Genomic DNA, 16129 nt, shown 5'->3' on the forward strand with positions numbered 1-16129 from the left:
AAAATCAGCGGCTCCGAATCGGCTCTCCGGATAGCATTCTCAGCATGACCGCATTCGTCCGTGCCGCGATGACGCCCCGCTCTCGGGGCCATTGACGCTGCGCGAACGGATGTTTCGAGGCCCTGTTCACACGGGGCCTCGATTCATATCGGCGATCGGAGCCCCCGACTTCCGGAGATTCCGATGACCACGCATACCTACATCACCACCACCATCCCCTACGTCAACGCGCGCCCACACCTCGGTTTCGTGCTCGAACTCGTGCAGGCCGATGCGCTCGCCCGCCACCATCGCGCCCGCGGCGCGCAGGTGCGATTCCAGACCGGCACCGACGACAATTCGCTGAAGAACGTGCTGGCCGCGGAGCGGGCCGGTCTCGGCGTAGGGGAGTTCGTCGCCGCGAATGCCGCCGCCTTCACCGCCTTATCCGGGCCGTTGTCCCTATCGGTCGACGATGTACTCCACACCGGCAGCGATGCCCGTCACCGGCCGGGCGTGCAGGAGCTGTGGCGGGCCTGCGCCGCCGCGGGCGATCTCTACCGGAAGCACTACGACGGCCTGTATTGCGTCGGCTGCGAACAGTTCTACACACCGGCGGAACTCGTCGGCGGGCGATGCCGCGAGCATGACACCGAGCCGCAACGGATTTCGGAGATCAACTGGTTCTTCCGGCTGTCCCGCTATGCCGGCGAGCTGCGCGAGCTGATCACCTCGGACGTCATTCGGATCGAGCCCGCCGAACGCCGCAACGAGGTATTGGCCTTCATTGCCGATGGGCTGGCGGACTTCTCGGTGTCCCGTTCCATCGGCAGGGCTCGCGGCTGGGGCATTCCGGTTCCCGGCGACCCGGATCAGGTGATCTATGTCTGGTGGGATGCGCTGGGCAATTACCTGACCGCGCTGAAGTACGGCAGCGAGGGCGAGGACGTGCGGCGCTGGTGGACCGACGCCGATCAGCGAATTCACCTGGTCGGCAAGGGCGTCATCCGCTTCCATGCCGTGTACTGGCCGGCGATCCTGCTGTCGGCCTGCCAGTCCCTGCCCACGCACATCCACGTGCACGACTACCTCACCGTCGACGGCCGCAAGATCAGCAAGTCCGCGGGGAACGCCATCGACCCGGCCGAACTCGTCGACCGGTACGGCGCCGATGCGGTCCGCTGGTGGCTGCTGCGCGAGCCTCCTCGCGTTGGCGAGGTCGACTTCACCGTCGAACGCCTCGTACACCGCGCCGATACCGAACTAGCCAATGGCATAGGCAATCTGGTCAATCGCACGCTGGGTTTGGTGCATCGCTATCGGAACGGCCGTCCACCCGAGCCGGGCGTACCCGATCCGCGAGCGGACGATCTGCGACGTGCCATCGACGAGGTCGGCGCAGGCGTCGATACCGCGCTCGCCGACTTCGACTTTCGCCGCGCGACGGGCGCGGTCTGGGCCATCGCGGTGGCGGCCAACCGCTACATCCAACTGGTTCGGCCATGGGAACTCGCCGCCCCGGAATGCCAGGGCGGTGAACGCGCCGCACTGGATACTGTTCTCGCCACCCTGGTACGGGCCTGTCACGCCCTCGCCGGGGCGCTGACGCCGTTCCTGCCGGATCTCGCGGCCCGCATCACCGAGCAATGCACCCCGCGCGCGGGTGTACTGCCGTCGCCGCGGCCGATCCAGCCCAGGCTCGATGGCCGGTAATCCTCAGCGGCGCAGATGATCTGCCAGCCGGATGGCCAGCGCGACAATGGTGAGAGTGGGGTTGGCGTGGCCATTGGTGGGGAAGACCGAACTGCCCGCTATGTAGAGGTTGTCGATGTCGTGGACGCGGCAGTCGGAGTCGACCACACCGGTGCGGGGGTCGGCGGACATGCGGGTGGAGCCGGTGGGGTGGGCCCAGTCGGTGAGGTGGGCGGGGAGGAGGCTGGCCTCGCGGACCCATTCGTGGAGTTCGGGCGGGGTGAAGCCGAGGCGGGCGAATTCACCGGCCACGAGGGCGGCGGCGCGGCGGACGGTGGCGTCCTCGAGGGGACTGAGTTTCCAGTCGACGCGGGCCAGCGGGATGCCCAGGCGGTCCACCTTGTCGCTCAGGGTGATTCGGCTGTCGGGGTGGGGGGCTTGTTCGACCATGCAGCGGAGTTCGACGTGCTCGAGCTTGCGGGGCAGGCCGGTGCGGTCGATGAGGCGGCGTTTGGCGCCGGCCAGGAGCAGGCCGGGATTGGCGACCACGGTGCGGGCGTCGTGCGCGGTGAGGTGGCCGCGCAGGAGGTTCTTGACCGCTTCCCAGGGGTCGTCGTGGGCGGGGACTTCTTGAATCCACAAGGCGCAGTTGAGAAGTCCCTCGGCCGCTTGTAGTTCGGGGGAGAGGGCCACGCCGTGCAGGAAGGTGTGTTTTCCGGTGCGGGATTTGACTACGTATTTGCCGAACCGGTCGCGCGCTTCGGCGGAGGTCAGCGGGTCGAGGGTGCCCACGACGCCGCAGCGGTGGTCGAGCAGGTAGCGGCCGACCACATCATGGGCATTTCCGACGCCGGCGGGCACGATTCGATTCGAGGCCAGCAATAGGCGTGCGTTTTCTATTCCGCCGGTGGCCAATACAATTCGCGTCGATCGGGCGATGCGGGAGGCCCCTTCCGCATCGACGAGCCGCAATGATTCCACATGTGTTCCCTGTGGATTCGTATCGATATGGGTCACGGTGGCGTTGACAATAATCCGGACATTATCCGCGGGTATTCCGGCGACATGCGCGCCGAAGCGTTTGCTGTCGAATGGGTCCGCCGGATCCTTGCTGATCTGCCAGAAGTACGGCCGCAGCCAGCGCCGGTCCAGATCCTGGACCGGTGGCGTCCGACTGGCCAGTTCCCAGAACCGGTCGCCGGTGTACCCCCCGCCGTATCCGAGCCCCAAATGCGTTGCGGCCCTGTTCAGATACGGCTCCACCGTGGCATACCCGATGGGCCAGCCCGAGCACGGCACCCAGTCCCGCACGGCGTAGTCCAGCTCGTCCAGCGGTGCGCACCGCCCGCTCCAGGTCTGCGAGCTGCCGCCCAGAATTCTGTTGCGCGCGTTGCTGTACGGCATCGCGCGGGGTGCGCCGACATTGTCGATATCGTTGAGTTCCTCGGTGTGCGGCGCGAGTTCGAGCCCCCCGCTCTCGAGCACCAGCACGCGTAGTCGGCTACCCGCCAGTTCGGTGGCGATGGTCAGCCCCGCCGGACCGGAGCCGATTATGCACACGTCGGCCACGAGATCGGTGTCCCGTACGGCACTCAGGTCGTCGATACGCACCGGAAATCCTTCCGCACCCGCATCCACCCCCGAGACAGACGCGCTACCCTTGCCCGCGCTCATCCTAACCCTCAATTGCGTTTATGGTGCCCAACTTTCGGCTTCAGCATCCGGGTTGCAGAAACGCCCGCAGGTAACCGGCGGACTGCCTTACATACATCCACGCCCAGAACGCGAGACCCGAATCGCTGGGGCTCGCGACCATCGTCAATTCCCCGTCGAAGCACCGCCCCACGATGTATCGTGCGCGGGATACATGCGGCGTATTCGTCACCACGATGAGGTGGCGCCAGCCCCGGGCTTTCGCCCGCCGCCCGATTTCGCGCGCCTCGCCCTGGGTGGTCCACGGATCCGGCACGAAACACGAGACCGCGAAGTCGAAATCCCCCGCGCAATAGCGGTCCATGACGTGATCGTCCGCGCCGGTGGAGCGCGAGATCACCAATTCCGGCGCCAGTCCGCGCCGTGCCAGATCCAGTCCGAGATCGAACCGCTCGTAGGCCGTGCCGCCCAGCACCACGATGGCATCGGCCGGGCGCAGCGGATCGACCTGCGGATGCACGAAGACCGGCAGGCCCGCGAACCCGAGGCCGGCGATCAGCAGCGTCAGGGTCGCGACGACGGCGACGATGCGTGGATACCGGGACACATGGTCGAAGCTACCGGCGAGGCAAATCCGGCTATTGCGATCCAGGTCACTGTCGTGCAATAGTCTGCGCACCGTGTGAGACGAAGTGGTCTCACATTGATGTGGAGGGTACGGGGACTTGATGAGGCGGAATACGGCGCGCCGGCAGGCCGTGCTGCGGTCCGGAATCGCAGCGGCCGCAATGGCGATGATGGCGACGGCGGTCCTGCTGCCGTCCACGGCGAGCGCGGACGAGCCGGTTCCGGTGCAGCCCGCGGCCCCGATCCCGGTGCCCCAGGAACTGGACCCGGCCTTCTACAACCCGTCCCCGGAGCTGGTGGCGAGCAAGGCCCCGGGCGAGATCATCGCCGCCCGGCAGGTGAACGTCGCCAACTTCGGCCTGATTCCGCTCAATGTGGACGCCTGGCAGCTGTCCTACCGCTCGAACAACAGCCGCGACGAGGCCATCCCCGCTGTGGCCACCGTGCTCAAGCCGCGCGGTTCGGCGCCGGACAAACTGGTCTCGATGCAGATCGCGGAGGACTCGCTGGCCGGATACTGCGCCCCCTCCTATGCGGTGCAGCAGTGGTCGATCGCGCCGTTCGCGGGCCAGATCGTGGTGCCCGCCGAATTCATCATTTCCCAGGGCGCGCTCCAACAGGGCTGGGGCGTGGTGATTCCGGATCACCAGGGCCTCGGCAATGCCTATGCCGCCGGTCCGCTGGGCGCCCGCATCACCCTCGACGGCATTCGCGCCGCCACCGCCTTCGAGCCCATGCGCCTGGCCGAGCACACCCGGATCGGCATGTACGGCTATTCGGGCGGCGCGATCGTCACCGGTCACGCGGCGGAGCTGAAGCAGTCCTACGCCCCGGAACTGAATATCGTCGCCGCGGCCGAAGGCGGTGTGCCCGCCGATCTGGGCGTCGTCCTGAATGTCGCCAACGGTCAGGCCACTTCCGGTCTGGTGCTCGCCGCGGTCAATGGCCTCACCCGCGAGTACCCGGATTTCGCGCGCTTCGTGAACGAGAACATGGACCTGCTCGGCAAGGGCCTGTCCTTCGTGCAGAGCGGTCTGTGCGTGCAGTACGTCTCCTCGCTGCTGCCGTTCCTGAATCTGAAGGGCATGCTGCGCGTCCCCGGCGATCCCATGCACCATCCGGCCGTGGTCGACGTGATCGACAGGACCCGCATGGGCAAGGCCGTCCCGGATATGCCCCTCTACATCTGGAATGCCAATCCGGACGAGATCATCCCGGTCGGACAGGTCAACACCCTGGTCGACACCTACTGCCGAAACCCCTCGGCGAGCGTGCAATACACGCGCGAGCATTTCGGCGAGCACGTCGCCACCGAGATCTCCGGCGCCGGTCCGGCCATGCTCTGGATGCGCGATCGCCTCGAAGGCATTCCGGCGCAACAGGGCTGCTCGATCACCGATGCGGGCTGGCTGGCCCTGGATCCGAACGGCACCGCCCTGCTGGCGTCCACCTTCGGCGAGACCTTCGCGTCCTTCTTCGGTAAGCCCATCGGCGTGAAATAGCCGGTAACATCGCGCGCGCTCGCTTCACCACCTGGAGGTCACCGTGCCCGCGCATCCCACCGCCGCCGAACTGCTGGCGACCGTCGAAGCCTCCCCGCGCGCGGTGGGCGTGCACGACAAGGCCGCCTGGGTCGGTCTGTTCGCCGAGCACGGCAGCGTCGAGGATCCGGTCGGCTCGCGGCCGCATATCGGGCGAGCCGCCATCGACAGGTTCTACGACACCTTCATCGCGCCCAATGGCATCGCGTTCGAGGTGGACCGGGACGTGGTGTGCGGCATGACGGTGTTCCGGGATCTGACCATCGCCACCACCATGTCCACCGGGGTCACCCTGCGGGTGCCCATGCATCTGCGCTACGACCTGGCCGAGGTGGACGGCGCGCTGAGAATCGATGCGCTGCGGGCGCATTGGGAGCTGCCCGGCATGATCGGGCAGCTGCTGGGCTCCGGTGCGCAGGGGCTGCTGGCCGGGGCCAGGCTGGGGCCGCAGCTGCTCGGAAATCAAGGCGTCGGCGGCGCGGTGGGATTCCTGCGGGGCATGCGCGGGGTCGGCGCCGCGGGCAAGGCGGCGGCGGGGCGGCTGCTGGACGCGGTGGGGCGCGGCGAGGTCTCGACGGCGCGCGCCGATCTGGCCCCGGTCCCGCAATTGCGCTGGGCGACCGGTGATCCGATGTCGCTGGAGGACTTCACCACCCGCGCCAAGGGGCTGCGCTGGCACAAGCCCATCGCGGCGGGCCGCCACGTCACCGCGAGCGTGGAGACCGGCAAGGGCCGCGGCATCGCCCAGCTGGATTTCGCCGATCACGGCACGCGCATCGAGGCCGTGCGAATCTTCGTGCCGACGAGCTGACCGGGCGCGGCGCTAACCGCGCACCGGACTAATCTCGCACCCCGGCGATCCGCGCCAGCGGATCGGTGCCGCTGAAGGTGCTACCCCCGGCCGCGCCGACGACCTTGCCGTGCAGGGTGATCAGCCATTGCCCGCACACACATCGCATGTACTGCACGGAGCGGTGCGAGGACACGGCCGTCGGGGAGGGCCAACTGCAGGAGGGGCATTCGGCTATCACCACGCCCATCCTGCTCCCATGATCGAATACACGCCCGGACCGACACGCGGGCAACCCGCAAACTCCTTGTGGGGACTGCCGTATCGGATCAGCCGCCGTTACGGACGGCGGAGGGCGTTGTGCCCCACCAGCGCTGACAGCAGCGAGTGAAAACGGACTGTTCCGCGAGCCCGAGCAGCGAGGCCACCTGGCTCATGGGCATATCGGTGGTGGTCAGATAGCGATGCGCCTCCCCGCGGCGCACCTCGTCGAGCAGGGCGGCGAAGGAGGTGCCCTCGGCCGCCAGCCGGCGTTGCAGGGTGCGCGGGTGGATGGTGAGAAGACGTGCCACGGCGCCGATTTCGGGCGCGGTGGTGCCTAGCAGCTTCTGCAGGGTCCCCCGCACCCGCGGCGCGAGGGCCTGGGCCGCGCCGCCGGACTGCTGCGCCAGGAAGGCCATGGCGAGCCGGTGCAGGTTCTCGTCGGCGCCGGACAGCGGGCGGGTGGCCAGCGTGCTCGGCACCCGCAGCAGCGCGGCCGGGCGTTCGATTCGCACTGGCGCGCCGAAGAATTCCTCGTACACCCGGATGGGCGCGACGGGCCGGTACGGCAGTTCGACCGAGCGCAGCCCGTACCGGTCCTCGGCGAGCAGCTGAATGGTGTGGTGCACGAACGCCAATCCGAGATCGGTGCCCTGCACCGGTGTCGGCTCCCCGGGCGCGGTGACGCCGTATCGCAGGGCGATCACGCCGCGATCGCCGTACGGATCCGGCACCATGGTCAGGCTCAGCGCGCGGGCGTGCACGAACAGGTAGCGGGAGGTGCACTCCAGGACGTGCGCCAGGGTCGGCGAGTTGCGGATGGCGAGCGCGAGCGATCCGAGCATGGCCAGATCCTGGCGCAGGGAGGTGCGCAGGCCCAGATCCGGGCAGTGCAGCCGGTGCGCGGCGAGTTCGAGCACCGCGGCCACCGCGTGATCGGAAACGAGCAGATCGTCGGCGTCGAGGGCGGCGACGGGCAGACCGCAGGCGGCGGCGAACTCCTCGGCATTGCCGCCCAGTTCGGCCACCGTGGCGCGGAAGCCGCGCAGGCCCGCGGACCTGATCACCGACATGTCGTCCAGGATCAAATACTTGTCGCGCAGAGTCAAGAATGGCGCCCATGACCGGCCGAGACTGGAGATCATGAGCTCCGCGACTCCCGTCAGCACCGAACACCTCGATGTCGTGATCGTCGGAGCCGGGCTCTCCGGCATCGGCGCGGCCTACCGCCTGCACACCGAACATCCGGGCCGCAGCTACGCGATTCTCGAGGCGCGCGACGCGCTCGGCGGCACCTGGGATCTGTTCCGGTATCCCGGTATTCGCTCGGACTCGGACATGTTCACCCTCGGTTATCCGTTCAAGCCGTGGCGCGATGCCAAGTCCATTGCCGACGGGCCGTCGATCCTGCGGTACATCACCGAGACGGCGACCGAGAACGGCATCGACCGGCATATTCGCTACGGGACCAAAGTGATTGCGGCGGAATGGGACAGCGCCGCGGCCCGGTGGACGCTCACGCTCGCGGTGCGCACCCCGGACGGCGTCGAGGAGCGCGCGCTGACCTGTGGCTTCCTCTATTCGTGCGCGGGCTACTACGACTACGACCGCGGCTACGAACCGGAGTTCCCGGGCATCGGCGAGTTCACCGGCGCCGTCGTGCACCCGCAATTCTGGCCGGAGGACCTGGATTACGCCGGCAAGCAGGTCGTGATCATCGGCAGCGGCGCGACCGCGGTGACGCTGGTGCCCGCCATGGCCGAACAGGCCGAGCGGGTGACCATGCTGCAGCGCAGCCCCACCTGGATCTCCGCCGTCCCCGGCCGCGACAAGCTCGCCGACCGGATTCGCGAGCTGCTGCCGCCGGAACTGGCGCACACGGTGATCCGCACCAAGAACATCCTGTTCAATGTGGGCTTCTACCAGTACTGCCGGCGTCGCCCGGCGGCCGCGCGCAAGATGCTCACCGGGCTCACCACCCGCATCCTGAAGGATCCGGCGCTGGTGGCCGAGCATTTCACCCCGGATTACGATCCGTGGGATCAGCGGCTGTGCGCGGCGCCGGACGCGGATTTCTTCAAGGCCATGCGCAAGGGCAAGGCCGAGGTGGTCACCGATCACATCGAAACCTTTGTGCCGGAGGGTATCCGGTTGCAGTCCGGCAAGGTGCTGGCGGCGGACGTGGTCGTCACCGCCACCGGACTGCAATTGCTGGCCTTCGGCGGCATCGAGCTGACCGTCGACGGCACGCCCGTGCGGCTGAACGAGGAATTCGTCTGGCAGGGCACCATGATCACCGGCGTCCCCAATTTCGCGGTGTGCATCGGCTACACCAATGCGTCCTGGACGCTGCGCGCCGATCTCAGCTCGCGGCTGGTCTGCCGGGTGCTCGGGTACATGGACCGCAATGGCTACGCCGCGGTGGCGCCGCAGCCCGATCGCGCCCTGGACGAGCGGCCGCTGCTGGATCTGGCCTCGGGATACATTCAGCGCTCGATCGCGGCGTTCCCCCGTCAGGGCGATCGGCGACCGTGGCGGGTGCGGCAGAACTACGTGCTCGACGCGGCCACGACCATGCGCACCAATCTGAGCCGGACGCTGCGGCCGGTGCGCGCGGCCAAGCCGCTGCAGCGGGTCTGACGCGCATCGGCCGCAGCCCTTCGTCCCGAACGCGACACGCTGGAGCCGGGTGCGCGAAGTTCGCGCGGTGGTTTACCCGCGCGCCTCCGCGTGCCAGGCTGACGCCGGCACGTTGCCGAGGAGCGGTCGCCCGGGGCTGTTGTGGGTCGGCCGCCCGCGTCGAGGGGAGCCCGGATGGCATTCGAGGGTGGATTCTTGCGGCCCGCACCGGAGTCGGAACCACCGCTGCGCCCGTGTCCCGGCGGCCGGGCGCAGCAGGCGCCGCCCACGCCGTCGTGTCGCAATAGCGTCACCTCGAATGCGGTTTCCCGGCGGCCGGGAACGATTGGTCCGCAACGGATAATCCGGGCTTCGCACCCTGCGAAATCCGGCTATTCCATCGAAGTCGACGCTGCGGCAAGGCAATTCGCAACAGCGGTGGTGCGGGTGGCGCTGGAGGTGCTCGACGGGCGCCGTTCCGTCGCGCAGCTGCGCCCGCTGGCGGTATCCGCGGTGGTCGAGGCGGTGCGCACCGTGGTGAACGGGCGTCTGGTGCCCGGGCTCGAGCTCGGGGTCGCGGTCCTCACCAGGGTGGATGTGATCATGTCGGGGCCCGCGGCCGCCGAAGTGTGCGCCGGATACGACCGTGGCGCGCGGCATTTCGCGCTGGCCGCGCACATTGTGCGAGGACCTTCCGGGTGGCGGTTGACCGCATTCCGCGTGCGCTGAAGACCGCTCGGTCTCTGCGGTAATAGCAGAATTGTCTGATCTCGTGGAATTCCAAACGCGCCTGGTTTGAAACCTGCATCCCACGGCATTAGCATTTCGGCGAAAAGCGGCAACCTACGTGGAAGGGCAGTCCATGGCAAAGAAAGTCACCGTAACTCTGGTTGACGACTACGACGGTCAATCGAAGGCCGACGAGACCGTCTATTTCTCGATCGACGGGATGGACTACGAGATCGACCTGTCGATCAAGAACGCCGGCAAGCTGCGGGAGTCTCTCGAGCCCTGGACGGAGAAGGCCCGCAAGGTGGGTCGCTCCAAGCGCAAGGTGGCCGGCGGCCGCACCCGCCCGGCCGTGGACCGCGAGGAGAGCACCGCCATCCGGGAATGGGCGCGGGCGCAGGGCCACCAGGTTTCCTCGCGCGGCCGCATCCCGGCCGAGATCGTCGACGCGTACCAGCGGGCGAAGAAATAGCGCGGCAAAACGCGGAGCAGGTGAATTTCGGCCGGAGCCGGTGATCATGGGTCACCGGCTTCTGTCATATGCCCGCAATGCCGGTCCGAAACCCCCGGACTGAAACCCCCGATTCCGGAATTTCCGCTGGTTGCCGACCTAGGCGGCCCGCAGCAGTGACTTTCCGGTATCGGGAAGTTCCTTCCGAATGCGATCAATCAGCCGTTGTGCCCGCGCGCGATGCGCGTCCGCCGCGGCGGTATCGCCGAGCGCTTCGGCCAGCTCCGCCAATACGGTGTCCATCGGGCCGAATGCGGCCACCCCGGTCTCGATGCCGATGAGCGTCCCGGTATGCGGTGAAAGGTATTCATACAGTTCCCGAATCGTCGCGTCCGCCCCGAATGCCACCGCCACCCGCGCCAGCATGGCCGACATCCACACCGGATACGGGCAACTCGCCACCGGATCCGCCGCCTCGAATACCTTCCGCGCCCGTTCGGTTTCGCCCGCGTGCAACAGCGCGAGCGCATAGGCCGGACCGAACGCATCCGGCAATGCCGCGTAGTTATCGGCCAATCGCCCCACCAGTCCGGACAAATCCCCCCGCGCCCATCCGATCGCGAGCGCGCAGAACACCTTCGCCTCATCCTGATTGGCCGTCCCCGACCTCGTCATGCGCTCCCCGAACCGCGCATACAGCTGCTCCGCCAGATCGACGTCCCCCCGCAGCAACTCCATCGTCGCCGCGAAACAGCTCACCAGATCCAGCAATGGCTGCAACTGCCCCTCATCGGCGGATTCCACCGCATGCGCCGCCCGCCGCCCCGCCTCCCGCAGATCCGCACGCGCCACCGCCGCCCGATAACCCAGATAATGCGCCAGCGCCTGATACTCGGCCAGCCCGCCCGCCGTCGCCGCCCGCTCCAGTTCGGCGGCGAGCCGCTCGAACTCCGCCCCGAAGTCGAACTCCAGGTAGGTCAGCGCATTGACGGCCGCGCACACCAACTCCGGTTCCCCGACCTCCCGCGCCACCGCCAGCGCCCGCCGCGCCAACGCCCGTCCCGCCCCCTCGTACTCCTCGAACCCGGCCTCGAATGTCGCCGCGACCAGCAACCGCACCAGCATCTCCGGCCCCTGCCCCGCCTCCGGTTCAGCATCTCCCCCCGCGACCCCACCGCCTGCACCGCCGGTCGAACGGCTCGCGCTTGTATTCGAACCGCCCTCGGCGGCGAGCGAACCGTCCTCGGCCGCAGGTGAACCACGGTCTGGTGCGATTCCACCGCCCACGCCGGCGGTCCCGGTGGCTGCCCCCGGGCTGTGCGACCAGGGGGACCGAGTTCGCGCGGCAGCATCTCCAGGCGGCGGGAACCCCGGTGGCTGAAGCGAGATCCACGAGGTGGGCAGAACAGCATTCGGCGGAAGGGCGGCGGTGGCGGGTATGGGCGCGGCGGGACCGGAGGCTCCCGGCTCGAGCCATGGCGCAGGAACCCCGTAGCGGGCCAGGGCGCGGGAGAGGGCGTGACGCAGGCGGTGGTCGGGGACGGTCCACTCCCGGATCGCGAAGATGACCGGGGCGCGCCAGCAGGTGAGGGCGCGGGCGATGAGGTCGGGGGAATCGAACCGGGTGGCCAGGGTGAGGGCGCGGGCGCGTTCGATGCGGGCCTCGTGGTGCCGGTTGTCGTAGGCGAGTGCGGTGACCAGGGCGCAGCGGGCGTCCAACAGCGCGATGCGGTCGGGGCGGCCGGCGTGTTCGGCGGCGTGGCCGGCCAACTCGTGGAGTTCGACGGCGGCGCGGCACAGGCGCACGGTTTCGGTGCGCTTGCGGTGGTTCGCGTGGACGGCGGCGGCCGCGCGTACGTATTCGATGGCCCGCTCGGCGGTCTCGGGGCTGGCGCCGAGAATGGCGTGGTGGGCCAGGATATTCGGATCGCGCGCCACGGCGGGATGGGAGTCGGCCAGCGATTCCAGGAGTTCCAGTGCGGCCCAGTGCATCCGACCGCGGCGCAGCGCGGGGATGCCGAGGTGGACGGCATCGCGGATCAGGGAGTGCGTGAAGGCGATGCGCCCGGTGTGGTCGGTGCCGACCAGACCGGCGGCCTCGGCGGCGTCGACCAGATCGATGAGGGCGTCTTCCGCAATCCCGGTGGCCAGGCCCAGAATGGCCAGGTCGAGGCTCTCGCCCCAGATCGCGATGTGCCGTAGCACATCGGCGACCCCGGCGGGCAGCCGCGCGCTGCGCTCCTCGATGAGCTCGCGGACGGATTCCGGAACCTGATCCGAATCGCCCTGGGCGGCCATGAGTTTCGCCAGCTCGCGGACGAACAGCGGATGGCCGCCGGTACGTTCGTGGAGCTTGGCGAGCAACTCGTCGCCGAGCACGCGCAGCCCGGCGGCCCGGGCGACCCGCCCGGTGCCGGTCGGATCCAGCCCGGTGAGATCGAACCAGGCGGCGGTATGTCGAGCCAGTGCGGCCGCGGTGGCGTGCACCCCCGGTCCGGCCTGCGAGCGGCGCAGCGTGACCAGGATGAGTACCGGGTCCTCGCGCAGCCAGGTGGTGAGCTGGCGCAGCACCTGCAGCGTGGCGGTGTCGGCGCGGTGCACGTTCTCGAGCAGGATCGCCACGGGTTCGCTCGCGGCCGCGCGTTTACATCGCTGTGCGAGGGTCCGGGACATGGTGAAAGCATCGTCGGCGCCGAGCGCTTCGGCGGCGGAGGTGAGCACGTCGAGGTCGGCCAGTATCTCCGACCACGCCCAGGCCGCCGGTGCGCCGTCGATTTCGGGGCAGTTCCCGGTCGCCACCGTCCAGCCGGTCGCCGCCAAGGCGGCGAGCGCGGTTTCGGCGAGCGTGGTCTTGCCGATGCCGGTCTCGCCGGCCACCCACGCCAGCCGCAGCCGCCGGCGGCGGGCGCTCTCGGCGATGGTGAGCAGTTCCGATAATTCGGCGGTATAGCCGGTGGCGCACGGTGATTCGGCAGTCGGGTCGAAACCGCCGCCCGGCAGCGCCACGCCCCGGTGCTCGTCCACGATGCCGGGCAGCATGGCGGTCAGCGACCAGGTCGGCGCGGGACGGTCCCGCGCCAGCAGCCGTGATTCCACCGGCAGCGGGGGCAGCCCGCCCGGCGGCGTCAGGTCGGTGGAGTGCGTGAGTATCGCGGTCTCCAGGTGCCGCACCGCGGGCGCGGGATCGATCCCGAATTCGGCGCCCAGGAATTCCCGGGAGCGCCGAATCGTGTTGAGCGCCTCCAGTTGCTGCCCGAGCTGGTATTGCGCCACCGCGAGCAGCCGCACCAATTCCTCGCGTCCCGGATATTCGTCGAACAGTCCGCGCAGCGCGATGACCACCTCGCCGGCGCGGCCCAATTCGAGTTCGGCCTGGGCATTGAGTTCCACGGCGGTCAAGTGCAGATCGGTGAGCCTATCGGCTTCCGCGACAGCCCATTCCGCGTCCGCGAAGGCTTCCAGAGCGGGCCCGTGCCAGTGCGCGAGAACGGCGTCCAGCATGGTGTTGCGCACTGCCGCCTCGGGCGGGGTCTCGGATTTGCTGATCAGTTCCCGATAGTTGCGCAGCTGTTCCTCGAATTGCCAGGCATCGATGGAACTCTCGGGTATCTTCAGCGCGTAACCGGACGATTCGGACACTATGTACCGCGAGGGCGCGCGCCGTGCCCGATCCGGTTCGAACAGCCGGCGCAGGGTGTGGATGTGCACCTGCAGGACCGAGGCGGCCTTGGGCGGCGGTTGCCCGCACCACAGGTCCTCGACCAGGCGTTCGGTGCTGACTGCCTGGCCGTGGGCGACGATGAGGCGACCGAGCACGGCCCGCTGCATGGGTGTTCCGAGCGGAATTTCGCGGCCGTCCAGCGACATGTGCAAGGGGCCGAGCACTCGGACTTCGGGTCCTCGCATGGCTGCCCTCCTCGAACCGAAAGCAAACTGGACGTTCGCCGCAAGAAGAGCACTATCCCGCATAAACTCCGAGATGCCAAAAGGTTGCTAAAGAGTTGTCGAATAGTTACGGCCGAGGGCCGGACTTAGTTTTTTCTTATGATAAGCGGATATGTTCGCAATGCTAACAGTGTTACGCCGCAGCACAACTCGATCGGAAGTGAGCCGGAAGAGCGGAGTCGGATACTTCTGGATGGAAGCAAGATTGAGAAGGGTGGTGGCGTGATGCACCAATTTCCCGCTGGATTCGGTGCGGCCGGAGCCGAGCCGGAGGACGTCGGCTTCTATGTCGATCGCGACGGCGACATCTGGGAGAAGCGCCAGGACGGCTGGCGCCTGGTCCTGCAGCGCGGTGTGCCGGTCGACCCCAAGTCGCTGTGGGACTGGATCGAGGGCCACGTCCGCGACTACGCGCCGTTCGCCCCCGTCGGCGCCTATTGACGAGCCGGGGGATCCAGTGCGCCGCTGAGATGGTCGTAGGCCACCTGCACGTGCAGCCGCACACCGGTCACCAAGGTGTCGTCATCGGCGTAGAAGTGCGGATTGTGGTTCATGGCGATACCGCGCCCGCCGGGAATCGGAGACGGCGTTCCGCTCGCGTCGATCCGCACATCCTGCACGCCGAGCATGACGTAGAGACCGCCGTACTTGTTGACCATCTCCGAGATGTCGTCGTAGCCGAGCGTCGGCGGGGCGGGAATCACCTTGTCCGGTCCGGCCACCCGCCGGAAGGTCGGCAGACCGGCGTCGATCCACGACTGCTGATTGTGCACCGCGGGCACGTCCTGCATGAATTCCACGGTGGCCGAACAGTTGTAGGCCTGCGCGCTGTGCGCGGCCAGGGTTTCCAGGCGCTTCTGCACCTCGGGCATATCCGCCTCGACCGCCGCGCGGATGGTGCCCCACAGCGTCACCGTCTGGCCGATGATGTTGAACCGCCCCACATCCTCGACGTGCCCGATGGTCACCGTCACCGGGTCGTAGGCCGACACCTGGCGGTAGAGCTGGCCGATGCCGGTGAGCACGGCGCCGGCCGCGGGCATGGGATCGATGCCCATCCACGGGGTGGACCCGTGCACCTGCTGACCGGTGATGGTGATCTTCACCAGGCAGGATGCGCTGAACTGCACCCCGGCGCGATATCCGATCCAGCCCTTGGGAAGTGGGACCACGTGGAAGCCGAACACCATGGTCGGCGCCGGATCGTCGAGCGCGCCCTCGGCGAGCATCTCTGCGGCCCCGCCCTTTTCGCCGACCGGAGGCCCCTCCTCGGCGGGCTGGAAGACGAAAACCACGGTGCCGGGCAGCTGTTCGCGCGCCGCGGCGAGGACGCTCGCCGCGCCCATGAGCATCGAGGTGTGACAGTCGTGGCCGCAGGCGTGCGAGACGGGGAACGGACCGCCGGGATAGTCCTGATCGATGACGTGCGAAGCGAAGTCGACACCGCACAGATCGGGCACCGGGAGGGCGTCGATATCGGCGCGCAGCGCGATGACCCGGTCCCCGGGCTGCCCGCCGCGCAGCACCCCGACCACGCCGTGCCCGGCGATGCCGGTGCGCACCTCGTCGAGTTTCAGGGACCGCAGATGGTCCGCGATCAGGGCCGCGGTGTTCACCTCGCGATTGGACAGTTCCGGATGCTGGTGCAGATGATGCCGCCACTGCACGACCTGATCTGCCACCGCCTGGGCGTGCGCGTCGAGCTCGTCGTGGATCGTGGTCATCGGGTTGCTCCTGACGGACCAGAGAGTCGAAACAAACTCATCACGGCGGGTTGCCGTCGGGCCTGAGGCTACTACTGTGGGCAGGGAGTTCGCCATTCGTTTGCTGTCGCGTCGATGC

General features: G+C 68.3%; 12 protein-coding genes. 7 read left to right on the forward strand and 5 right to left on the reverse strand.

Annotated elements, in window-relative coordinates; all coding sequences use genetic code 11:
• The first annotated feature begins 183 nt into the window (after positions 1 to 183).
• Complete coding sequence (locus tag ACYQ5L_RS07155) at positions 184 to 1692, forward strand: methionine--tRNA ligase (protein WP_459956443.1); 1509 nt, start codon at positions 184 to 186, stop codon at positions 1690 to 1692.
• A gap of 3 nt (positions 1693 to 1695) precedes the next feature.
• Here ACYQ5L_RS07155 and ACYQ5L_RS07160 read toward each other — a convergent pair whose 3' ends face one another.
• Positions 1696 to 3282 (reverse strand): GMC oxidoreductase, encoded by a 1587-nt coding sequence (locus tag ACYQ5L_RS07160; protein WP_459956445.1) that lies wholly within the window; start codon positions 3280 to 3282, stop codon positions 1696 to 1698.
• Between the two features lie 103 nt (positions 3283 to 3385).
• Entirely contained in the window at positions 3386 to 3931 is a 546-nt protein-coding gene (locus ACYQ5L_RS07165) for a YdcF family protein (RefSeq protein WP_459956447.1), read from the reverse strand.
• A gap of 121 nt (positions 3932 to 4052) precedes the next feature.
• On the opposite strand from ACYQ5L_RS07165, the gene ACYQ5L_RS07170 reads away from it, so the two are divergent.
• The gene (locus ACYQ5L_RS07170) at positions 4053 to 5453 is read left to right on the forward strand and encodes a lipase family protein (RefSeq protein ID WP_459956449.1); all 1401 of its coding nucleotides are present in this window, start codon (positions 4053 to 4055) and stop codon (positions 5451 to 5453) included.
• Between the two features lie 43 nt (positions 5454 to 5496).
• Positions 5497 to 6303 (forward strand): nuclear transport factor 2 family protein, encoded by an 807-nt coding sequence (locus tag ACYQ5L_RS07175; RefSeq protein WP_459956451.1) that lies wholly within the window; start codon positions 5497 to 5499, stop codon positions 6301 to 6303.
• A gap of 308 nt (positions 6304 to 6611) precedes the next feature.
• Here ACYQ5L_RS07175 and ACYQ5L_RS07180 read toward each other — a convergent pair whose 3' ends face one another.
• Positions 6612 to 7652 carry an AraC family transcriptional regulator gene (locus tag ACYQ5L_RS07180; protein WP_459956452.1) on the reverse strand — a complete coding sequence of 347 codons (1041 nt, stop codon included), beginning with the start codon at positions 7650 to 7652 and terminating at the stop codon, positions 6612 to 6614.
• Between the two features lie 34 nt (positions 7653 to 7686).
• Here ACYQ5L_RS07180 and ACYQ5L_RS07185 point away from each other — a divergent pair, with 34 nt between their 5' ends.
• The 3 genes from ACYQ5L_RS07185 to ACYQ5L_RS07195 all read left to right on the forward strand — a co-directional run bounded on the left by ACYQ5L_RS07185 (position 7687) and on the right by ACYQ5L_RS07195 (position 10363).
• Entirely contained in the window at positions 7687 to 9183 is a 1497-nt protein-coding gene (locus ACYQ5L_RS07185; protein WP_459956454.1) for a flavin-containing monooxygenase, read from the forward strand.
• 174 nt (positions 9184 to 9357) lie between these two features.
• Entirely contained in the window at positions 9358 to 9891 is a 534-nt protein-coding gene (locus tag ACYQ5L_RS07190) for an Rv3235 family protein (protein ID WP_459956456.1), read from the forward strand.
• A 133-nt stretch (positions 9892 to 10024) separates the two neighbouring features.
• Positions 10025 to 10363: a histone-like nucleoid-structuring protein Lsr2 gene (locus tag ACYQ5L_RS07195; RefSeq protein WP_379202135.1), complete on the forward strand. Its 339-nt coding sequence runs from the start codon at positions 10025 to 10027 to the stop codon at positions 10361 to 10363.
• Positions 10364 to 10501: 138 nt separating this feature from the next.
• Here ACYQ5L_RS07195 and ACYQ5L_RS07200 read toward each other — a convergent pair whose 3' ends face one another.
• On the reverse strand, positions 10502 to 14248 hold the full coding sequence (locus ACYQ5L_RS07200; protein ID WP_459956458.1) for an ATP-binding protein: 3747 nt from the start codon (positions 14246 to 14248) through the stop codon (positions 10502 to 10504).
• A 261-nt stretch (positions 14249 to 14509) separates the two neighbouring features.
• Between ACYQ5L_RS07200 and ACYQ5L_RS07205 the strand changes: the two genes are divergently transcribed.
• Positions 14510 to 14728 (forward strand): hypothetical protein, encoded by a 219-nt coding sequence (locus ACYQ5L_RS07205; protein ID WP_459956460.1) that lies wholly within the window; start codon positions 14510 to 14512, stop codon positions 14726 to 14728.
• Here the strand turns inward: ACYQ5L_RS07205 and ACYQ5L_RS07210 are convergent.
• Positions 14722 to 16011: a M20 metallopeptidase family protein gene (locus ACYQ5L_RS07210; protein ID WP_459956462.1), complete on the reverse strand. Its 1290-nt coding sequence runs from the start codon at positions 16009 to 16011 to the stop codon at positions 14722 to 14724. The genes ACYQ5L_RS07205 and ACYQ5L_RS07210 overlap by 7 nt on opposite strands.
• Between the last annotated feature and the right edge of the window lie 118 nt (positions 16012 to 16129).

The sequence above is a fragment of the Nocardia sp. IFM 10818 genome, assembly GCF_054655275.1.